Raw genomic sequence first — 20,371 nt, forward strand, 5'->3', positions numbered from 1 at the left:
CTCGTGGCCACGTTCCTCTACAAACTCGGGCGGTCCGCCTTCCGGCGCCGCCGCCTCGTCGCCCTGCTGTGGGTGGCGCTGCTGGCGCTCGCCGGCGTCGGCGCGGCCAACGCGTCCACCGCCACCTCGTCGTCCTTCTCGGTCCCGGGCACGGAGGCGCAGAAGGCCTTCGACCTGCTGGAAGAGCGCTTCCCCGGGGGTAGCGCCGACGGCGCGACCGCCCGGGTCGTCTTCAAGACGCCCGACGGCAAGATGACCGACGCGGCCAACAAGGCCGAGGTGAACAAGGCCGTCGCCGCGCTGAAGGCCGGCTCCGACCAGATCGCCTCCGTCGCCGACCCGTACACCGGCAAGGCCGTCTCCAAGGACGGCTCCACCGCGTACGTATCGGTCTCGTACAAGGTCAGCTCGATGGAGCTGACCGACGAGACCCGTGAGGCGCTGGAGAAGACCGGCACCGAGGCGCGCGAAGCCGGGCTGACCGTGGAGATAGGCGGCGACGCGCTGCAGACCGTCCCGGAGACCGGGGTCGGCGAGGTCATCGGCGTCGGCATCGCCGCGGTCGTCCTGGTCATCACCTTCGGCTCGCTGGTCGCCGCCGGGCTTCCGCTGCTCACCGCGATCATCGGCGTGGGCATCGGGATCTCCACGATCACCGCGCTCGCGAACGTATTCGACCTCGGCTCCACCACCTCCACGCTGGCGACGATGATCGGCCTCGCGGTCGGCATCGACTACGCGCTCTTCATCGTCTCCCGCTACCGCGCCGAGCTGGCCGATGGCCGTGAACGCGAGGAGGCGGCCGGCCGGGCCGTCGGCACCGCGGGCTCCGCGGTCGTCTTCGCGGGCCTGACCGTGGTCATCGCGCTCGTCGGCCTCGCCGTCGTCAACATTCCGATGCTCACCAAGATGGGCTTCGCAGCGGCCGGCACGGTCGTGATCGCGGTACTCATCGCGCTCACCCTGATCCCCGCGCTGCTCGGCTTCGCGGGCAACCGGGTGCTCGGCCGCAAGGTCCGCAAGGGCAAGCCGGCCGGCGAGAAGCCGAACATGGGCACCCGCTGGGCACGCTTCGTACTGCGCCGCCCGGTTACCGTGCTGCTCGCCGGTGTGGTGGGCCTCGGCGCCATCGCCGTGCCGGCCGTCTCGCTGGAGATGGGTCTGCCCGACGACGGCTCGCAGCCCGTGAGCACCACTCAGCGCAAGGCGTACGACCTGCTGTCCGACGGCTTCGGCCCCGGCTTCAACGGTCCGCTGCTGGTGGTCGTCGACGGCGACAAGGCCGCGGCCGACCGTACCGTCAAGGAGATCAAGGGCCTCGACGGTGTCGCGGCCGTCACCCCGCCGGCGCTCAACAAGGCCGGCGACACCGCGATGGTGACGGTCGTACCGAAGGACCGGCCGTCCTCGGTCGAGACCGAGGAGCTCGTCCACTCCATCCGGGACGGCAGCCGGGGCGATGTGCTGGTCACCGGCGCGACGGCGATGAACATCGACTTCTCGCAGAAGATGAACGACGCGCTGCTGCCCTATCTCGCGCTCGTCGTCGGACTCGCCTTCCTGCTGCTGATGGTGGTCTTCCGCTCGGTGCTGGTGCCGCTCAAGGCGGCCCTCGGCTTCCTGCTCTCCGTCGTCGCGGCACTCGGCGCGGTCGTCGCCGTCTTCCAGTGGGGCTGGCTCGGCTCGCTGTTCGGTGTGGAGCAGACCGGCCCGATCATGTCGATGATGCCGATCTTCATGGTGGGTGTCGTCTTCGGGCTCGCGATGGACTACGAGGTCTTCCTGGTCACGCGGATGCGTGAGGCGTACGTCCACGGGGAGCGGCCCGGCGAGGCGATCGTCACCGGCTTCAAGCACGGGGCACGCGTGGTCACCGCTGCCGCAGTGATCATGATGGCGGTCTTCTCCGGCTTCATCGGCTCCAGCGAGCAGATGGTCAAGATGATCGGCTTCGGCCTCGCGATCGCGGTCTTCTTCGACGCGTTCGTGGTCCGGATGGCGATCGTGCCGGCGGTGCTGGCGCTGCTGGGCCACAAGGCGTGGTGGCTGCCGCGGTGGCTGGACCGGGCGCTGCCCAATGTGGACGTGGAGGGCGAGAAGCTGCACAAGGAGCTAGCCGACCGTCCCGAGGGCGCCAGCCCCGAAGACCCGGATGAGGAGAGGCGGTTGGTACGCGTCTGACGCACACGCGTCTGACGCACAAGGCCCCGGGGGTGCGACCAAGGGGCGCGGCGTAGCCGCTCCAGTGGAGCCGGTGCTTGCACCGGGGGAGCGCGCGCCCCCGGTAGCGCGACGGCACCGTGGGGACGGGGGCCGTCGCGGAACACAGTGGCCGCGCTCGTCACCTATGGGTGACGGGTGCGGCCACCGCGTATGTGTGGCGCAGGAAGCGGATCAGCGACTTGGAGTCGAACTGCACCACCGCTACGCCATCCGGGGTATGGAACTCCACAACCGCCTGGACCCGGCCGCAGGGCCAGATCTCGACATCGCCCCGGCGGGCGGGCGCGCGCAGCCCCGTCTCCAGCAGTTCACGGGGGAAGGTCCACTCGCGGCCGCTGGGGAAAGCGAAGCACACCGAATCCGGGCTGTCGCCAGGGTCGTAGCGGAGGGCGACGCGGACGGACCGGTGCTGCGGAGCGTCGGTGACGATCCGGGCCAATGCGTAATCTTCGACGACTGTGGACATTGCCCGCTCCTCACACTCGCCTGCCTTGTCCTCTAATGTCCCATATTTAGGGACGGAGGCTCGAACGTTATTCGTGGCAGACACGCTCTTGCGAACTGTTTGCAATAAGGCACTATCATTGAACAGTTATTCATCTGTCCGAAGCGGAGCCCGACATGCATGTCCCCGACGGATTCATCAACGCCCCGGTATCGGTGGCCGCCGGAGTCGCAGCCGCCGGTGCCGTCGCCGTCAGCCTGCGCGGCGCCCGCCGTGAGCTGGGTGCGTCCCCGGTCGCGCTCGCCGGCGCCGAGCGGACCGCGCCGCTGGCCGGGCTGGTCGCGGCGTTCATCTTCGCCGTACAGATGCTGAACTTTCCTGTGGCGGCCGGCACCAGCGGACATCTGCTGGGCGGCGCGCTCGCCGCGATCCTCGTCGGCCCTTACACCGGCGTGCTCTGCATAGCCGTCGTCCTCCTGATGCAGGGCATCCTGTTCGCGGACGGCGGCCTCACCGCGCTCGGCGTGAACATCACCGTCATGGGTGTTGTCACGGTCGTCGTCGCGTACGCGCTCTTCCGCGGACTGGTCAAGGTGCTGCCGCGGACCCGCCGCTCGATCACCGTCGCGTCCTTCGTCGCCGCGCTCGCATCCGTACCGGCCGCGGCCGGCGCCTTCACCCTGATCTACGCCATCGGCGGGACGACGAACGTGCCCGTCGGCAAGGTCCTCACCGCGATGGTCGGCGTCCATGTCCTGATCGGCATCGGCGAGGCCGTGATCACCATGCTGACCGTCGGCGCCGTCATCGCTGTCCGGCCCGACCTGGTCTACGGCGCGCGCGGTCTGTCCACCCCGCTCAAGCTGCGCGTCGGCGGCGAACTGGTCGACGCCGAGCCCGCCGCCGCCCCCGAGCCCGCCGCCGCCCCCGAGCCCGCCGCCGCCCCCGAGCCCGCCGCCGCCCCCGAGCCCGCCTCCGCCCCTGCGCCGGTCGCCGTCCCCGCGCCGGTCGCCGCGCGCTCGCCGAGGAAGGTCTGGGCCGCCGGCCTGGTCACCGCCCTCGCGCTCGCGGGCTTCGGCTCCTTCTACGCCTCCGCCAGCCCCGACGGCCTGGAGAAGGTCGCCACCGACCAGGGCATCGACAGAAACGTCGAGGAGCATGCCGCCGCCGGCTCCCCGCTCGCCGACTACGGCGTCAAGGACGTCTCGAACGCCCGGATCTCCGGCGGTCTCGCAGGCGTCATCGGCGTCGGCGCGACGGTCGTGGTGGGCAGCGGGGTCTTCTACGTGGTGCGCCGCCGCCGTACCGACGAGCCCGCATCCGCCCCCGTACGCGAGACCGTCTGACATGGGGGCCGGCCACACCCACAAGCTCTTCCGGCACGGGCACTCGCCCGTCCACGCCCTGCCGCCGCACTGCAAGCTCGTGGCCGTCTTCTGCTTCGTGCTCGTCGTGGTCTCCACACCGCGCGAGGCCGTGTGGGCTTTCGGCCTGTACGCGGCGCTGCTCGCCGCGGTCGCGGCCGTCGCCCGCATCCCCGCCGGATTCCTGCTGCGCCGTCTGCTGATCGAGATCCCGTTCGTGGCCTTCGCGCTGCTGATGCCGTTCGTGGTGCCGGGCGAGCAGGTCTCCGTACTGGGCATCTCGCTGAGCGTCCCCGGCCTGTGGGGCGCGTGGAACATCCTCGCCAAGGGGACGCTCGGTGTCGCCGCGTCCGTGATCCTGGCCTCGACGACCGAGCTGCGTTCGCTGCTGCTCGGACTGCAGCGGCTCAAACTGCCGCCGATGCTGGTCCAGATCGCGTCCTTCATGATCCGTTACGGCGATGTCATCACCGACGAGATGCGCCGGATGTCGATCGCGCGCAGGTCGCGCGGCTTCGAGGCGCGCGGTGTGCGCCACTGGGGCGTCCTCGCCAAGTCCGCGGGTGCGCTCTTCATCCGCTCCTACGAGCGCGGCGAGCGCGTCCATCTGGCGATGGTGAGCAGGGGGTACGCGGGGACCATGCCGGTCATCGACCAGGTGACCGCCTCCCGGGCCCAGTGGTCGTACGCCGTGGCCCTCCCGCTGACCGCGCTCGCCGTCTGTCTGCTGGGATGGACCCTATGACTGCGTCTCTTGCGTCGCCTGCGTCTCTTGAAGTGCGGGGCCTCGCCTACGCCTACCCTGACGGCCATCAGGCGCTCTTCGGCGTCGATCTGACGGTCGGGCGCGGGGAGCGGGTCGCCCTGCTCGGGCCCAACGGCGCGGGCAAGACCACGCTCGTCCTGCACCTCAACGGCATCCTGGCGGGCGGTGTCGGCTCGGTGTCGGTCGCGGGCCTGCCGGTCGCCAAGGCGAATCTCGCCGAGATCCGCCGCCGCGTCGGCATCGTCTTCCAGGACCCGGACGACCAGCTGTTCATGCCGACGGTCCGGGAGGACGTGGCCTTCGGCCCGGCGTCGTCGGGCCTGCGCGGCGCGGAGCTGGAGGCGCGGGTCGCATCGGCCCTGACCCAGGTGGGCATGGCGGAGTACGCGGACCGGCCGCCGCACCATCTCTCCTTCGGCCAGCGCCGCCGGGTCGCGGTCGCCACGGTTCTGGCAATGGAGCCGGAGATCCTCGTACTCGACGAGCCCTCGTCCAACCTCGACCCGGCGTCGCGGCGCGAACTGGCCGAGATCCTGCGGTCGTTGGACGTCACCGTGCTGATGGTCACGCACGACCTGCCGTACGCGCTGGAGCTGTGCCCGAGGGCGGTGGTCCTCAGCGAGGGCGTGATCGCGGCGGACGGGCTTACGCGGGAGCTGCTGGGAGACGAGGACCTGATGCGGGCGCACCGCCTGGAGCTGCCGTTCGGCTTCAACCCCTGGGCAACCGTCTGACCGGGGCTCCGCCCCGAACCCCACGCCTCAATCGCCGGCGGGGCTTGAAAGTCCGGCCGGACCTTGAGTTTCCGCCGGACGGGCGGAACTTCAAGCCCGTTGGGGGTCCCCCCGGACGAAGTCTGGGGGAGATTGAGGACACGGCCGAAGGCCGTACGGGGGCCTGGGGGCTTGCCCCCAGTTCCACACCCCCCCGCGGCCCCGCCGCGCACCGCACCCGCACCATGGAGGGATGAGAACCGCAGGCGTGGAGGTTGTGGCCGGTATGGATGTCCAGGGCACGGTGGCACCCGGCTTCGAGCCGGTCCGGCACGCCTTCGTACGCAACTTCCGGCAGCGCGGCGAGCGCGGCGCTGCCGTCGCCGTCTACCAGGACGGGCGAAAGGTCGTCGACCTGTGGGCCGGCAGCCGGGATGCGGACGGGCACGAGCCGTGGGCCGTGGACACCGCGCAGGTCGTCCGTTCCGCGACCAAGGGCCTCGCCGCGGCCGTCGTGCTACTGCTCCACCAGCGCGGCCAGATCGACCTGGACGCCCCGGTGGGCACTTACTGGCCGGAGTTCAAGGCGGCCGGCAAGGAGCGGGTCGTCGTACGCCAGCTGCTCTCGCACCGCGCCGGGCTGCCGGTCCTCGACCGCCCGCTCACCCCCGCCGAGGCGGCGGACGGTGTGAGTGGCCCCGCGAGGATCGCCGCGCAGCGCCCCGTCTGGGAGCCCGGCACCGACCACGGATACCACGCGCAGACGTACAGCTGGCTGCTCGGTGAACTGGTCCGCCGCGTCACCGGCCGCACCATCGGCCGCTGGGTCGCCGAGGAGATCGCCCGCCCGCTCGGCCTCGACTTCTGGATCGGGCTGCCCGACGACGAGGCGGGCCGGGTGGGCCGCATCGGTCCGGTCGATGAGCCCGCCGCGGCCGACGGCGGCGGCCTCAAGCTGCGCCCCAAGCCCGCCGTCTCCGAGGCCTACCGCAACCCCGAGTCCCTCACCCGCCGCGCCTTCGGGGCGATCGACCCGGCCCCGGACGAGAACGACCAGGCGTTCCGCGCCGCCGAACTCCCCGCGTCCAACGGCGTCTCCACCGCCCGCGCGCTGGCCCGCTTCTACGCCTCCACCATCGGCGAGGTCGACGGCGGCCCGCGGCTCTTCGCCCCGGCCACCCTCACGCTCGCCCGCACGGAGGAGTCGGCGGGCCCCGACCGCGTCCTGGTCGTCCCCACCCGTTTCGGCCTCGGCTACATGCTGCACGGCCCCGCATCCCCGCTGCTCGGCCCCGGCTCCTTCGGCCACCCCGGCCGCGGCGGCTCCCTCGGCTTCGCCGACCCCGAGTCGGGCATCGCGCTCGGCTACGCAACCAACGGCATGCGCAAGGGAGTTACGGCGGATCCGCGGGCCCAGGCGCTGATCAGGGCGGTACGTACAGCGATATGAGCAGCCAGATGAGCAGCAGATGAGCAGCAGATGAGCAGCCAGATGGGACGTTTCGAGGGGCACGGCGTACTGATCACGGGCGCGGCGCGCGGCATCGGCGAGGCGACCGCGCGCAGGCTCGCCTCAGAAGGAGCCCGGGTCCTCGTCACCGACGTGGACGCCGAGCGCGCAGCTAAGACGGCCGGGGACATCCCGGGGGCCGCGTCCTTCGGCTGCGACGTCGCCGACCGAACGGCGGTCGAAGCGGCCGTCGCGTACGCCGTAGAGCGCTTCGGCACCCTGGACGTGCTGGTCAACAACGCCTTTTCGTGCAGCCTCGACACCCCGGTGTTCGAGGACCAGCCGGACGACACCTGGCACCTGGACCTGGACATCAGCCTGACCGGCGCCTTCCGGTGCGCCCGTGCCGCGCTGCCCCACCTCGCCGCGTCGGGCCGCGGCGCGATCGTCAACATCGGCTCCGTCAACGGCGAGCAGGACTTCGGCAACCACGCCTACAGCGCGGCCAAGGCCGGCCTCGCCTCGCTCACCCGCACCCTGGCGGGCGACGCGGCAGCCCGCGGCGTCCGCGTCAACCAGGTCAACCCGGGCACGGTCCGCACGCCCTCCTGGTCCGGGCGCGAGGCACAGCTCGACGCGGTGAGCCGCCTCTATCCGCTGGGCCGGGTCGGCGAGCCGGAGGACATCGCGGCCGCGGTGGCGTTCCTGGCCTCGCGAGACGCGGCCTGGATCACGGGCACGACGCTGCGCGTCGACGGCGGACTGCTCGCGGTGAACACGGCGTTCGGCCAGGCCCTGGCAGGGGAGTGAACCGCATTCACTGCGCCGGTCCGGCGGCCACGCAGAACTCATTGCCCTCCGGGTCGGCCATCACGATGTGATGGCCGTCGAACTCCTCCAGGACGCTCCCGCCGGCCTTCACCAGCCGCTCGGACTCGGCCCGTATCCTCGCCCACCGTTCCTCGGGGCTGCCGTGACCAGGCACCCGGATGTCCATATGGAGCCGGTTCTTCGCGGTCTTCGGCTCGGGCACCTTGAGTATGCACAGCCGGGGCCCGACGCCGTCGGGATCGCAGAGCCACGCCCCGTCGTCCTCGTCCTCGTCGTCGTCCAGGTCGAACTGCGCGAGCCACTCCTCGCGGGTCGCAAAGGGCGGGGGCGGCGGCTCGTCCACATACCCCAGCGCCAGCTTCCAGAACTCCGCGAGCAGCTGCGCGTCCGTACAGTCGAGCGTCAAATCGATTCTGGCTGCCATGACTGGACCGTACTGCCCGCCTATGACAATCGAGCCTCTGCACGGCGCTGCCCGGCCGCCAGCACGAACGTGACGGAGATCAGCAGCGCCCACGCCCCGAACTTCGCCACGGACACCGGCTGCCAGCCGGTGAGCTGGTCCGGATAGCTCCAGGCGCCCGCGTACGTGGCGATGTTCTCCGCGACCCAGAGGAAGAAGCCGATGAGCACGAACGACAGGGCGAGCGGCATCCGGTATTCCTGCGCCCCGACGCGGTAGCGCACCCAGGTCCCGGCGGTCGCGCACAGCAGCGCGGCGGCCAGCGCCCAGCGGAGGTCGGGCAGCCAGTGGTGGCTGAAGAAGTTCAGATAGACCGCACAGGCGAGCGCAGCCATGATCCGCGGCCGGTATCCGTCCAGGCGCAGCTCGAACAGATGCCAGGCGCGGCAGACGTAACTGCCCACCGCCGCGTACAGAAAACCGCCGTAGAGCGGCACGCCGGCGACCTTCGTCAGCGCCTCCTCCGGGTAACTCCAGGACCCCATCCGCACCTTGACCAGCTCGAAGAGCAGCCCGATGAGATGGCATCCGGCGATCACCGCGGTGTCGCGCGCGCTGTCCCAGCCGAGCTTCCTTGCCAGCGCCGCGAGCAGGATTCCGTACAGCAGCACCAGGTCGTAGCGCGCGATCGGCAGCTCGGGCAGCAGGCCGGAGACCGCGATGCCGCCGACCAGCGCGAAGGCGAAGGCGCAGCAGCGGGCCTGAAGCCGGCCGAAGCGGAGCAGCTGACGTGTCCAGTGCGTGATCGTCCCCATGGCGGGAAGGACGCCCGGAGCACGTCCCGCGGTTCGATCGGCGGTTCGATCGGCGGATCGACCTGCGGTTCGGGTGGGCCAGCTCGCGCGCAGCATCAGGCCGATGCCCACCACCATCAGCCCCGCCGCCGCGATCCGTGCATCGCGAGTGATCCCGTGCGTGCGCCACGACCGCACAACGTGCTGAGGTTCTTGAATGGCCAACTCGCACAATGGGCAAGGATGCTGCTGCTGGTGGCCCTTCGGTGCTGTTGCTGTCCGCCGGCAAACGGTGCCGTAGAGGCGGACAACCGGAACACGGCGGAGACCTGCCCGCGTTCCGGTTGCTTCTCCGTCCGCACCGACGTGGGTCGGTCGGAGCAGGGTCAGCCGTTCTTCACCTTGACGCAGATGGCGTAGACGGTCAGGTCGACGGGGGCGGCGGTGTCAAGCGCGGCACCCACCCAACCGCTACCGCTCGCAGCGGGGTAACTGCTCCGGACAACGACGGAATCGAGGCTGTTCACCCGGACGCCACCACCGAAGACCTTCGATCCGGACGGGCACAGGACCGTGTGCTCTTCACCGCTGGGCGAGTCCGGGAAGTTCTCCTGGACGATCTCGTACTTCAACCCGCCGCCCTGATCGTCATCCCCGCCCGACTGCGCGTGGGCCGTGAGGCTCGTGCCCATCAGGGCCGCCGCCGTCAGTGCACAGACGCCGAATATGCGCGCGATACGCATGGATTCCTCCACTAGCTGCTGATGATCTGATTTGGACCATTTGTCACCCTAGCCGCGTGTGCACGTACCTGCTGAGTTGTCGTAGTACGAACGGGCAACCGCCGCAGGAGCGCGCAGCCGAGGAACCGCTTGCGCAGTCGCCGCACACGGCTGACCCACTCACGGGAAACCGAGCCGGCGCACCCGCGCGGTCAGTTGATGTCCCGGTCGAGAACGGTCCCGCAGGCCCTGCATGTCCATACGCGGACGTGCAGGGGTTTGGGGCCGCCCTTGGCGCCGCAGGCCGAGCAGGCGAACGTATTCGCAGTGGGCGGTCAGCGAGCGTTCAGCACCTGGGCGACCACCGGTCCTGCCGCGTCGCCGCCATGCCCGCCGGACTGCACGACCGCGGCCGCGGCCAGGTCGTCGGCGTACCCGGTGAACCAACTGTTGGACTTGCCCTGTCCGTCGACCTCCGCGGAGCCGGTCTTCGCGCCCTTGTCGCCGCCGACGCCGGCCATCGCGGACTGGCCTGTTCCGTACTGCGCGGTGGCGCGCATCATGTCGCGCAGCGCCTGGGCGATGGAGCCGGGCAACGGCTCTGCCTTGGCCAGCTCACGGTTGTCGAGGGACTGCGGGACGATCACCGGCTGGCAGAAGCCGCCGCTCTTCGCGGTGGCGGTGATGGACGCCATGTTGAGGGCGTTCATCGTGATCTTGCCCTGCCCGATGTACGAAGCGGCGGTCTCCGCACCGGCCGACTCGGGCACAGTGCCGTCGACGGAGACGATGCCCGTCTGCCAGTCGAGGCCGATGCCGAAGTACTTACGGGCGGTGTCGCCCAGCGCCGTACCGGCGATGTTCTTCTCGGTGAGGGGCTTGATGGCCTTGATGAAGGCCGTGTTGCACGACCGCCGGAAGCTGTCCTTGAAGGTGCCGCCCTTGATCTCGAACTTCTTGAGATTCTCGAACGTCACCCCCTCCCACGCGACGGTGGGCGGACACTCCACCTTCGCCCCTGGGCCGCCGACGATCCCGTTGTCCATCATCATCGTCGCGGTCACGATCTTCATCGTTGAACCGGGCGCCTGCGCGCCCATCATGGCCGTGTTGTAGCCCTCGGCCGGGCTGTTGGCGACGGCCCTGATCTCGCCCGTGCTGGGCTTCATCGCGACAACCGAGGCGTGGCTGTACTTCTTCACCGCCGTCTCGGCGGCCGCCTGCACATCCGCGTCCAGGGTGGTCTTGAGCGTGCCCTCCTTGCCCTTGGTCAGGGTCAGCAGGGTCTGGTCGGGCGTGGACTCGTTCGTGGACGTGATGGCCAGTTCGACGCCGGCGGTGCCGCCCGCGTCCTCGCCGTACTTCTTGCGCAGCGAGTCCAGAATCGGCCCGAGCGACGGGTACTTCTCCTTCGTCAGCTCCCGGTCCTTGCGGTCCACGGCCTTGATCGGCGGGGCCGAAGCCCTGTCCGTCCTGAGGGTGGTGCCCTTCGTCAGCTTCGGGTGGACGACGGTCGGCGCCCAGTTGACCAGTGGCCTGCCGGTGGTCAGCCCGCGAACCACGGTCAGCTCGGAGGAGTACGCCCAGGGCTTGCTCTGCCCCTCGTACGTCACTGTCGCCTTGACCGTGAACGGCACCTTGGCGCCGACCGCCTTCCCCGGCGTGATCACGGCCTCGGAGACGTGAGCCTGCTCGCGGTACCCGGCGATCAGCGGCTCGGCCTCCGCCGCGTTGTTGGTCAACTGCGCGGCGTCCGCCGCGTTGCCGCCCGCCCACGCGGCCAGAAAGCCCTTCGCGGTTTTGTCGATCTCATCGGCGTCCGGCGGCCCGGTCTTCTTGGGCGCGGATGCGGACTTGGTGTCCGCGCCGTCCCCGCCGGTCAGCCCGCTGTACAGGTTGTAGCCGCCGTAGCCCACGCCACTGGCGACCACCAGGAATACGCCGCCGACGACGGCGACCTTCGCTCCACTGCGCATCTGTGCAGTCCCCCTCCCCAGGAGCTCCTTGACTGCGCCTATTGAAAAGCGTGTTCAAGGACATGCAACCCGTGCACTCTACGGGACAGGGGTGACAGGAGCGTGGTCGTTATCGGACCGCGACGGTCAGGTCCGGGTCCGGTGGTGGAGGTCGAGCAGCATGACGTAGTGGAGGTCGGCCCGCTCCCCGGGCCGTGTCTCGGCGACCTGGCGGTATCCCCATGATCGGTACGCGGCCCGTGCCGCCTTGCTGTCCGGGTGGACGTTGAGGATGACGCGTTCGGCAACGCTGCCTTCGAGCAGGACGTCGTGGAGGCTGCGGGCGATCCCGCGTCCGCGCCACGGCGGGCGTACGGCCAACTCCATCAGGCCAAACGTCCGTTGCCCGTCCTCGCGACGCGTGTCGTCCGGTACGGGCGCCGTGAGCTGGTCCCACCAGCCGGTGTTGGGCCGGAGCGGGTAACCGTAGGCGATGCCGACCGGCTCGCCGCCCTCGGCGCGGGCGAGGGCGCCACGGAAGGTCGGTTTACGGGTCTGCGAGCGGAAGCGACGGAACGCCGCCTCGACGTCCTCCTCTGTCTCGCTGTAGGGCGCGTCGCCGAATACGAAGGCGTAGACCAGCCTGAACGCGTCCTCGGCCTGCGCTGCAGCGGGGCCGTCCAGGCGCTCCACGGTGATCGTTCCTCGCTGCGTCATGTCTGCTCCCTCATGCGGTCTCGCGGATGCGTGCTGTGCACTCCTGGGCGGTTGCGCTGTCGAGGCGCCCGGCTGCCTGCCGGAAGGCGCGCATTTTGTCCAGCAACCGTGGGGAGGAGATGCCGCCGCAGGTATCCAGGACTGCACCCATCTCCGCGCACGCTTCCTCGACCTCGTCGGCAGCGAGCAGCACACCTAAGAGTTTGAGCCGGTAGGAAGCGCTGTTGCGGTCGCGATCACGCATGCCCTGGGTATGAGTCAAGGCTCTGGGGGTGGTCAAAGTGATCAAAGATCATTCGCAGACTCCTCTCGCGAATGACTCCCTGTCAGACTTTTACATCTGCCCCCGGTGTTGCTCGTAGCGTGAGTCAACACCGCACGGATGTGGGGATGCCACAGTCGCGGGTAGGTCAAAGTGATCAAAGATCGTTTAGCGATCGGGGGCGCAACATGGCGCGCGAACGAAACGAGAGTCTCGCCGCGCTGTTAGGGGAAGCAGGCTGGTCACGGGCTCAGGCGGCGAGCGCGTACAACCGTGTCGCGTTGGAGAACAACCTGCGCGATCAGGCGCAGATCGGCCGCTCGCACATCAGCATGTGGGTAGGCGGCACCCAGCCCTCAGGGCCCTCACCCCTAATCTTGAGCCAGGCGCTGTCCCGTCGTTTGAAGCGTGTCGTGACACCGCAAGAGATCGGGTTCGCAGTTCCCACCTCGCCGGCGCAGGGGGCGCCGGAGTGGCGCGTCGATCCTCTGATCGCGCTGACCGACTAGGGGAGATCCGACTTGGACGCGGACCGACGCAGACTGCTGACTCAGGCGGTGTACTCAACCGCGGCCCTGGCGCTCCCGAACGATGCCTGGTGGGCGACGATGGCGCAGCCACCCGCCGAGCCGGCAGTTGGGAAACAACGCGTCGGCCGCGGCGATGTGGCCACAGTGCAGGAACTCACCGTGGCGTTCTCACGCATGGACCAGAGCCGCGGTGGCGGCCACGGACGCAAGGCCCTGGTGCAGTACCTGCACTCCGATGTCCGAGACTTCCTGCACGGCCGCTTTCCCGACGAGCGCGTCAGGCGCGAGATGTTCTCCGCCGCCGCCGAGTTGTCGTACCTGTCCGGGTGGATGGCATTCGACAACGGCGAGCACGCCGTAGCCCAGAAGTACTTCGTTCTGGCCGTGAAGCTCGCTGCGCGAGCCGACGACGCCCCTCTGTCCGGGCACATCCTGCGCGCCATGGCACATCAGGCCATCGATCTCGGCTTCGCTCGCGAAGGTCTCCACCTCGCGGAGGCATCCGTACACTGCGAACGGTACGCAGCCGCCCCCCAGAGAGCGGGCCATGCTCGGCGTGATCCACGCACGCGGACTGGCCGCGAACGGAAAGAAGCAGGCAGCGGCGAAGGCGCTCTGCGAGCAGAGGACGACCTGTCGCTGGCGAGCGAAGGGATACGCGAGCCGAACCGCACGTTCTTCTTCGGCGAGGCATCGCTCGCACACGAGACGGCCTGCACCTTGCGGGACTTGGGCGACCGTCCTAGGGCCATTCGCGAGTTCCGGCACTCCGTCCGCACGCGCGGCACAGCATTCCGCCGCACTCATGCGGTAACCCTCGGATACCTCGGCGCGACGCAAATCGCCGGCGGGAGCGTCGAGGAGGCATGCGCAACGTGGTGCAGCGTTCTGGACTCGATGGAGGACGGGATCTACTCCGGCCGAGCCCGCCAGGCAGTCGTTGACATGCGACACCTGCTCTCCCCCTACCGGCGCCGCGGCATCCCCGCCGTCACCGCATTGGACGCCCGGGCAACGGCCTATCTGACCCAAGTAGATTGATCGCGACACGCCACGGGATGAGGGGAAGCTCATGACGCAGTCGCTGGAGATCAAGCCCATCGGCATCGTGGTGGGCGGGCGCGTTGAGCCAACAGATGACCACTGGGGCGAGACCTCGATCATTCGCCTCAACCCCGACTACCCCGTCGAAGCAGTCCAGGGACTTGAGGAGTTCTCGCACCTCCTCGTGGTCTGGCACTTCCACAAGGCATCACCCGACGACGTTGCCCTGCACGCGCGCAGCCCCCGGAACAACCCCAAGTGGCCCGCCACAGGCGCGTTCGTCCACCGCAACCACCGCCGGCCGAACCAGCTCGCCGAGTCGTTCCCCCGCCTGCTCAAGGTCGACGGCCTTGACCTTCACGTCGCAGACCTCGACGCCATTGACGGCTCGCCAGTCTTCGACCTGGCGCCGTACTTCAAGGAAATGGGTCCCCGCGGCGAGGTGCGGGAGCCCAGTTGGCCCGCGGAAATGCTTGAGGACTACTGGGCCAAGACCACGACCTGACGTGGGTATCGGGGTCCTTCGGTATCCGCAGTCGCGCCACATCGAGCTCCGTCGACCTGCACCCACCACAACGTTCGTGTCGAGCGGAGCACGCTGGTTCAACTGCAGCTTTGCGTCTGGGGGCCTACGGGCTCCGCCTTCCGTTCGCTCGTCAACATCGGCCCGTCGGCTCGGATGTACGGATTCCGCATGTGACCTGGTTCATCCGTTGCTATGTGATTTACGCGACTTACCCGGAGGGAACTGGCACGCAGTCCCCTCCTTCACGCCGACAAGGTTGCAGGTCGGGGATTGATCGCAGTAGGGCGGCTTGATCCAACGTCAGATTTGACATCGGGTGCCACCGGACAGCCGTACGAGGAATCCAGGGGGTGGCCGTCACAGGGCGTGGTTATCGTCGTACGCCGGTACTCTGGTGCGCTATCAACTGCTCCTTGAGCGCCTGCACTTCGTGGATACCCCCGGGGGTCTGCGACCGCGGGCTCCAGGAAGGAGCAGGCCCGATGGCGATCAAGCCAGAGGGGCAGCAGAGCGGCAAGGCGGACCGGGTATACAACCGGGTGCGCTGGCTGGGGCCGATCTACACGATTTACAAGATCGTGAGGGAGTTCCTGGCTACGTAGAAAGGCCCCGACCTAAGATCGGGGCCCCTACCTGCAACCTGTTGTTGATTGAGGGCCTCATCTCTCAGTGCTTCCCGGCGACAGGAGATGGGGCTCTCTCCATTTCTGCCCGGGCTCACAAAGCGACCGGTCAGAATGTGGTCCACGTCACATTGAACGTACGCGACCGTCCCATCTTGCCTTGAGCGCAAGGTCCATCGCGACACGCAAGAACTCTCGATCACGCAGCGCAATCCCACGTCCCAACGCGCTGGGTTCCATCACGGCTGCTCAGAGCGGCGCTCCCAGCTAGTGAACACGTGAATGTGTCGCGGATCACATGCCTTCGGTGACGCGTCGCACACGCGCTTGAGTGACGGAATGTCCACATAGCCCAAGTTTCACAACTGCCGCGAGTGAGCTGATCACGGGCTGGCGAATCGTACCTGACAGCACTGACAGTCCTAGGGCACCCGTCGATGCTTTCCCTCGTCGCTCCCGTGGAGGCCGCTGGCGAAGGGGCAGGAACAAGCCCTCCTGAACCGGTTCGGTGAGGACGTCGGCGCGAGGGTAGAGCAGCCCCCAGCAGCATGAATGTCTTCGGGTGAGCAGCGATGTTTCCCAGGAAGAAGTGCACTGCGCGATCGGGCTTGAACGTCAGGTCGAACCAGCGTTCCCTGAGCTTCTCCTTGACCTGAGAGGCGCAGGCCCAGACGACCAGCAAGGGCCAACAACGACTGCGGCGGGCACGACACCAACCGGTGCCGCACCCGCCGTCCCTGCTGCTAGACCCAGGTGTCCAGCCACATCCGGTTGCGCCAGTCCTCCAGCGGGATCGTCGTGCCCGTGTACAGCGGATAGAAGTAGATGAAGTTCCAGATGATCAGCAGCACCAGCACGCCCGCGCCGATCGCCCCGATCGCCCGCCGTCGTTCGTCCGAGCCCGGTGGGCCCAGCATCGCGCCGATCATCATCGCCACCGCCAGGCACAGGAACGGCACGAACACGACCGCGTAGAACAGGAAGATCGTGCGCTCCTGGTAGAAGAACCAGGGCACCCAGCCCGCCGCGACGGCGCAGGCGATCGCGCCCGCGCGCCAGTCGCGGCGGAACAGCCAGCGCCACAGGATGTAGCAGATCGCGAAACAGGCCGCCCACCACAGCAGCGGCGTGCCGAGCGCCAGGACCTCGCGGGCGCACTTGTCCGCCGCGTCCGACGGGCAGCCGTCCACGCCCGCCTTCGGGTCCTCGTAGAAGTACGAGACCGGGCGGCCCAGGACGATCCAGCTCCACGGGTTCGACTGGTAGGTGTGGCCCGAGGTGAGGTTGACGTGGAACTCGTAGACCTCGTTCTCGTAGTGCCACAGGCTTCGCAGCCAGTCCGGCAGCCAGGTCCAGCTGCCGCCCTTGCCGTCCGTCTGCGCCCAGTTCCGGTAATAGCCCTTGTCGGTGACGATCCAGCCGGTCCAGGAGGCGATGTACGTGACGATCGCGACCGGCACCGTCGAGACGAAGGCCGGTACGACGTCCTTCTTCAGCACCGCCTTGTACGGCTGCACCGCGCCCGCCGTCCGGCGCGCGCCCACGTCCCACGCCACCGTCAGCAGGCCGAACGCCACCATCACATAGAGGCCGTTCCACTTGGTGCCCGCGGCCAGGCCAAGCATCACGCCCGCCGCCAGGCGCCACGGGCGCCAGCCGAGCCGCAGGGTCTCGGCGACTGTGGCGTCCGGGCGCAGTACGCCCTCTTCGTCCGTCGGCAGCGCCGCGGCGAGGCGTCTGCGCGCCCAGTCCCGGTCGATGAGCAGGCAGCCGAAAGCGGCCAGCACGAAGAACATCAGCACCTGGTCGAGCAGCGCGGTGCGGCTCATCACGAAGTGCAGCCCGTCCACCGCGAGCAGCGCGCCGGCCAGGCAGCCCAGGAACGTCGAGCGGAACAGCCGGCGGCCGATCCGGCACAGCATCAGCACCGACAGCGTGCCGAGCACGAAGACCATGAAGCGCCAGCCGAACGGCGTGAAGCCGAAGAAGTGCTCGCCGAGGCCGATGACCCATTTGCCGACCGGTGGATGCACCACATAGCCGGGGTCGGTCGGGATGGTGACCTTGTCCGGGTTGGCCAGGATCGCCTTGTCGATGGCCTTCGGCCAGCTGGCCTCGTAGCCCTGATTGATCAGCGCCCACGCGTCCTTGGCGTAGTACGTCTCGTCGAATATCACCGCATCGGGCTTGCCCAGATTCCAGAACCGCAGCACGCCCGCGACGAGCGCGACCAGCAGCGGCCCGCCCCAAGCCGCCATGCGAAGGAGCGGGTTCACCGCCGTCGGCGGGATGCCGAAGACCGGCCACACCCGCTCGGAGGGGCGCGTGTACGGCGGCTCCAGGCGTTCGCGCAGCCCGATCACGGGCCGGGGCGCGTAGCCGAATCTGCGCAGCCGCTGCTGCCAGCCGGGCGGCTGTGGATCGGCGTCCTTGCCCTGAAGGGTCTGTGGCGCGGTACTGGTCACCGCGCCATCGTAGGGAACGCGACTGTGCGAGTCGTACGTCCGGTCCTGCGAGGATGGCGTACGTGAACGGAACGCTGGTACTCGCAGGGACCCCCATCGGCGATGTCGCGGACGCGCCGCCCCGGCTCGCCGCCGAGCTGGAGAGCGCCGACATCGTCGCCGCGGAGGACACCCGGCGGCTGCGCCGGCTCACCCAGGCCCTCGGCGTGCACACGCAGGGGCGGGTCGTGTCGTACTTCGAGGGCAATGAGTCCGCCCGTACTCCTGAGCTGGTCGAGGCGCTGGCCGGCGGCGCCCGGGTGGTGCTTGTCACCGACGCAGGAATGCCGTCCGTGTCCGACCCCGGCTACCGGCTGGTCGCCGCCGCCGTCGAGAAGAACATCAAGGTCACCGCGGTGCCGGGACCGTCCGCCGTACTGACCGCGCTCGCCCTGTCCGGGCTGCCTGTGGACCGCTTCTGCTTCGAGGGCTTCCTGCCGCGCAAGGCGGGCGAGCGTCTCGGGAGGCTGCGGGAGGTCGCGCAGGAGCGGCGGACCCTGGTGTATTTCGAGGCGCCGCACCGGCTCGACGACACGCTCGCCGCGATGGCCGAGGTGTTCGGCGCCGAGCGCAGGGCCGCCGTCTGCCGCGAGCTGACCAAGACATACGAGGAGGTCAAGCGCGGCGGCCTCGGTGAGCTGGCCGCCTGGGCCGCCGACGGCGTACGCGGCGAGATCACCGTCGTCGTCGAGGGCGCGCCGGAGGCCGGACCCGGCGAGCTCGACGCGGCCGAACTGGTGCGCAGGGTGCGGGTGCGCGAGGAGGCGGGGGAGCGGCGCAAGGAAGCAATCGCGGCGGTCGCCGCGGAAGCGGGGCTTCCCAAGCGCGAGGTGTTCGATGCCGTCGTCGCGGCAAAGAATGCGGATCGACCGGCCCCCTCAGACGGTAAAGGTCTATCGTGAAAAGCAAAGCGCAGACCGCGTCCTGGGCCTTGCCGGCATGGGAACGCCAAAGACCACACCAATAATCGACAGGCGCTGATGCGCTCCCGCCGGAATGGGCGTCCACTGAATCAGTGGAGAGGAGCTGGCATGAGTGAGATCACAGGCCCCGCCAAGGTCCACGAGGCGTACGCCTTCGCCTGCATGCGCTGCGGGCACGGCTGGGAGCAGTCCTACGAGATTGAGCACCACATCGACGGCTCGGGCCAGGAATACGTTGTCTACAAGGCCGACGGCCGGCGGGTGCCGTCCCCGCTTTCGAGCCCGACCTGCCCCACCTGTGGCGGACATGTCGTACGGATCATGAGGGCGGGCCAGGTCGCCTCGGTCCGGGACTCGATCATGAACATGTTCAACCCGAGCCCTGAGAACAAGACCGTGTCGCAGGCCGGGGCGGTGCCCCCGGAGGCCGCCGACCGGCCGGGGCCCGCCGCGCGCGCCGATCAGCCCGCGAAGTCCGCCCAGCCCGCGCAGCCCGAGCAGCCCGCGCAGCCCGAGCAGCCCGCGCAGCCCGAGCAGCCCGCGCAGCCGGAGCCGGCCGCCGGACAGCCGGAGTCGGCCGAAGCCCCTCACCACTGGCAGCTCTCCGACCTTCTGCACCCCTTCCACCGCAAGTGAGGCCTTGGGCGCGAGCCTCGTAGGATCGCGCCCATGAGTTCGAAGTCCGCCCCGCCGCCGCTGCCCGAACCGCTCAGCGTGCCGGTCGCCGATTCGCACACCCACCTGGACATGCAGGAGGGCACTGTCGAGGAGGCGCTCGCCCGGGCCGCCGCGGTCGGGGTGACGACCGTCGTCCAGGTCGGCTGCGACATCAAGGGCTCCCACTGGGCCGCACAGACCGCCGCGGCCCACGACAGCGTGCACGCCGCGGTGGCCCCTGCACCCCAATGAGGCCCCGCGCATCGTGCTGGGGGACCATGGGGGCACCTCCCAGCCCCCTGGGGCTGGGGGAGGCTGGTCGCGGGCCCGCGAGGCCGGTGGCGACAGCGCCCTCGACGACGCGCTCGGCGAGATCGACCGGCTGGCCGCCCTCCCGCAGGTTCGCGCGGTCGGCGAGACGGGCCTGGACTACTTCCGTACGGGCCCCGAGGGCATCGCCGCCCAGGAGCGCTCCTTCCGTGCGCACATCGAGATCGCCAAACGGCACGACAAGGCCCTCGTCATCCACGACCGCGATGCGCACGCCGACGTGCTGCGGATCCTCGCCGAGGAGGGCGCGCCCGAGCGGACCGTCTTCCACTGCTATTCCGGTGACGCGGAAATGGCCGAAGTGTGCGCGGCCGCGGGCTACTTCATGTCCTTCGCCGGCAATGTGACCTTCAAGAACGCCCAGCCGTTGCGCGGCGCCCTCGTCGCCGCCCCGCTCGAACTCGTACTCGTCGAAACGGACGCGCCCTTCCTCACGCCGGCGCCGTACCGCGGACGGCCCAATGCGCCGTATCTCATTCCGGTCACGCTGCGCGCGATGGCGGCGGTGAAGGGGCTCGACGAGGACACGCTGGCCGCGGCGATCTCGGCCAATACGGCGGAAGCGTTTGGTTACTGACGGGCAGGGGCG

General features: G+C 69.4%; 19 protein-coding genes and 2 pseudogenes. 12 read left to right on the top strand and 9 right to left on the bottom strand.

What is annotated here, in order from left to right; genetic code table 11:
- The first annotated feature begins 3 nt into the window (after positions 1 to 3).
- Positions 4 to 2,181 (top strand): MMPL family transporter, encoded by a 2,178-nt coding sequence (locus QFZ67_RS22650; RefSeq protein ID WP_307662908.1) that lies wholly within the window; start codon positions 4 to 6, stop codon positions 2,179 to 2,181.
- A gap of 160 nt (positions 2,182 to 2,341) precedes the next feature.
- On the opposite strand, the gene QFZ67_RS22655 is transcribed toward QFZ67_RS22650, so the two are convergent.
- Positions 2,342 to 2,689, bottom strand: a complete 348-nt coding sequence (locus QFZ67_RS22655; RefSeq protein WP_307662909.1) for an SsgA family sporulation/cell division regulator — start codon at positions 2,687 to 2,689, stop codon at positions 2,342 to 2,344.
- Positions 2,690 to 2,844: 155 nt separating this feature from the next.
- Between QFZ67_RS22655 and QFZ67_RS22660 the strand changes: the two genes are divergently transcribed.
- The 5 genes from QFZ67_RS22660 to QFZ67_RS22680 all read left to right on the top strand — a co-directional run bounded on the left by QFZ67_RS22660 (position 2,845) and on the right by QFZ67_RS22680 (position 7,771).
- The gene (locus tag QFZ67_RS22660) at positions 2,845 to 4,014 is read left to right on the top strand and encodes an energy-coupling factor ABC transporter permease (RefSeq protein ID WP_307662910.1); all 1,170 of its coding nucleotides are present in this window, start codon (positions 2,845 to 2,847) and stop codon (positions 4,012 to 4,014) included.
- Position 4,015: 1 nt separating this feature from the next.
- On the top strand, positions 4,016 to 4,777 hold the full coding sequence (gene cbiQ / locus QFZ67_RS22665) for a cobalt ECF transporter T component CbiQ (RefSeq protein WP_307662911.1): 762 nt from the start codon (positions 4,016 to 4,018) through the stop codon (positions 4,775 to 4,777).
- On the top strand, positions 4,765 to 5,532 hold the full coding sequence (locus QFZ67_RS22670; RefSeq protein ID WP_307662912.1) for an energy-coupling factor ABC transporter ATP-binding protein: 768 nt from the start codon (positions 4,765 to 4,767) through the stop codon (positions 5,530 to 5,532). Before cbiQ ends, QFZ67_RS22670 begins: the two co-directional genes overlap by 13 nt.
- A gap of 265 nt (positions 5,533 to 5,797) precedes the next feature.
- The gene (locus tag QFZ67_RS22675; RefSeq protein ID WP_307665925.1) at positions 5,798 to 6,961 is read left to right on the top strand and encodes a serine hydrolase domain-containing protein; all 1,164 of its coding nucleotides are present in this window, start codon (positions 5,798 to 5,800) and stop codon (positions 6,959 to 6,961) included.
- 42 nt (positions 6,962 to 7,003) lie between these two features.
- The gene (locus QFZ67_RS22680; RefSeq protein ID WP_307665926.1) at positions 7,004 to 7,771 is read left to right on the top strand and encodes an SDR family NAD(P)-dependent oxidoreductase; all 768 of its coding nucleotides are present in this window, start codon (positions 7,004 to 7,006) and stop codon (positions 7,769 to 7,771) included.
- A 7-nt stretch (positions 7,772 to 7,778) separates the two neighbouring features.
- Here the strand turns inward: QFZ67_RS22680 and QFZ67_RS22685 are convergent, their stop codons facing one another.
- From QFZ67_RS22685 to QFZ67_RS22715, 7 genes and pseudogenes are all read right to left on the bottom strand, one after another.
- Positions 7,779 to 8,216, bottom strand: a complete 438-nt coding sequence (locus QFZ67_RS22685; protein WP_307662913.1) for a VOC family protein — start codon at positions 8,214 to 8,216, stop codon at positions 7,779 to 7,781.
- A 20-nt stretch (positions 8,217 to 8,236) separates the two neighbouring features.
- Positions 8,237 to 9,010 carry a DUF817 domain-containing protein gene (locus QFZ67_RS22690; RefSeq protein ID WP_307662914.1) on the bottom strand — a complete coding sequence of 258 codons (774 nt, stop codon included), beginning with the start codon at positions 9,008 to 9,010 and terminating at the stop codon, positions 8,237 to 8,239.
- Positions 9,011 to 9,375: 365 nt separating this feature from the next.
- Positions 9,376 to 9,732, bottom strand: coding sequence for a hypothetical protein (locus QFZ67_RS22695; protein ID WP_307662915.1), 357 nt, complete (start codon positions 9,730 to 9,732; stop codon positions 9,376 to 9,378).
- 191 nt (positions 9,733 to 9,923) lie between these two features.
- Positions 9,924 to 10,013, bottom strand: a pseudogene (locus QFZ67_RS22700) (zinc ribbon domain-containing protein); the annotation flags it as partial.
- A gap of 33 nt (positions 10,014 to 10,046) precedes the next feature.
- Positions 10,047 to 11,687 carry a penicillin-binding transpeptidase domain-containing protein gene (locus tag QFZ67_RS22705; protein ID WP_307662916.1) on the bottom strand — a complete coding sequence of 547 codons (1,641 nt, stop codon included), beginning with the start codon at positions 11,685 to 11,687 and terminating at the stop codon, positions 10,047 to 10,049.
- Between the two features lie 126 nt (positions 11,688 to 11,813).
- Positions 11,814 to 12,383: a GNAT family N-acetyltransferase gene (locus tag QFZ67_RS22710; protein ID WP_307662917.1), complete on the bottom strand. Its 570-nt coding sequence runs from the start codon at positions 12,381 to 12,383 to the stop codon at positions 11,814 to 11,816.
- A gap of 10 nt (positions 12,384 to 12,393) precedes the next feature.
- Positions 12,394 to 12,627: a hypothetical protein gene (locus QFZ67_RS22715; protein ID WP_307662918.1), complete on the bottom strand. Its 234-nt coding sequence runs from the start codon at positions 12,625 to 12,627 to the stop codon at positions 12,394 to 12,396.
- A 206-nt stretch (positions 12,628 to 12,833) separates the two neighbouring features.
- Between QFZ67_RS22715 and QFZ67_RS22720 the strand changes: the two genes are divergently transcribed.
- The 3 genes from QFZ67_RS22720 to QFZ67_RS22730 all read left to right on the top strand — a co-directional run bounded on the left by QFZ67_RS22720 (position 12,834) and on the right by QFZ67_RS22730 (position 14,724).
- Positions 12,834 to 13,154: a hypothetical protein gene (locus QFZ67_RS22720; protein WP_307662919.1), complete on the top strand. Its 321-nt coding sequence runs from the start codon at positions 12,834 to 12,836 to the stop codon at positions 13,152 to 13,154.
- 99 nt (positions 13,155 to 13,253) lie between these two features.
- Positions 13,254 to 14,216, top strand: a complete 963-nt coding sequence (locus QFZ67_RS22725) for a Tat pathway signal protein (protein ID WP_307662920.1) — start codon at positions 13,254 to 13,256, stop codon at positions 14,214 to 14,216.
- A gap of 31 nt (positions 14,217 to 14,247) precedes the next feature.
- Positions 14,248 to 14,724, top strand: a complete 477-nt coding sequence (locus QFZ67_RS22730) for an SAM-dependent methyltransferase (RefSeq protein WP_307662921.1) — start codon at positions 14,248 to 14,250, stop codon at positions 14,722 to 14,724.
- Positions 14,725 to 16,111: 1,387 nt separating this feature from the next.
- Here QFZ67_RS22730 and QFZ67_RS22735 read toward each other — a convergent pair.
- On the bottom strand, positions 16,112 to 17,833 hold the full coding sequence (locus QFZ67_RS22735; RefSeq protein WP_307662922.1) for a dolichyl-phosphate-mannose--protein mannosyltransferase: 1,722 nt from the start codon (positions 17,831 to 17,833) through the stop codon (positions 16,112 to 16,114).
- A 53-nt stretch (positions 17,834 to 17,886) separates the two neighbouring features.
- On the opposite strand from QFZ67_RS22735, the gene rsmI reads away from it, so the two are divergent.
- The 3 genes and pseudogenes from rsmI to QFZ67_RS22750 all read left to right on the top strand — a co-directional run bounded on the left by rsmI (position 17,887) and on the right by QFZ67_RS22750 (position 20,359).
- The gene (gene rsmI / locus QFZ67_RS22740) at positions 17,887 to 18,774 is read left to right on the top strand and encodes a 16S rRNA (cytidine(1402)-2'-O)-methyltransferase (protein ID WP_373430092.1); all 888 of its coding nucleotides are present in this window, start codon (positions 17,887 to 17,889) and stop codon (positions 18,772 to 18,774) included.
- A gap of 129 nt (positions 18,775 to 18,903) precedes the next feature.
- Positions 18,904 to 19,431 carry a hypothetical protein gene (locus QFZ67_RS22745; RefSeq protein WP_307662924.1) on the top strand — a complete coding sequence of 176 codons (528 nt, stop codon included), beginning with the start codon at positions 18,904 to 18,906 and terminating at the stop codon, positions 19,429 to 19,431.
- A gap of 33 nt (positions 19,432 to 19,464) precedes the next feature.
- A pseudogene (locus tag QFZ67_RS22750) lies at positions 19,465 to 20,359 on the top strand (TatD family hydrolase).
- The last annotated feature ends 12 nt before the right edge of the window (positions 20,360 to 20,371 follow it).

This window comes from Streptomyces sp. V1I1 (assembly GCF_030817355.1).
Taxonomy (GTDB): domain Bacteria; phylum Actinomycetota; class Actinomycetes; order Streptomycetales; family Streptomycetaceae; genus Streptomyces.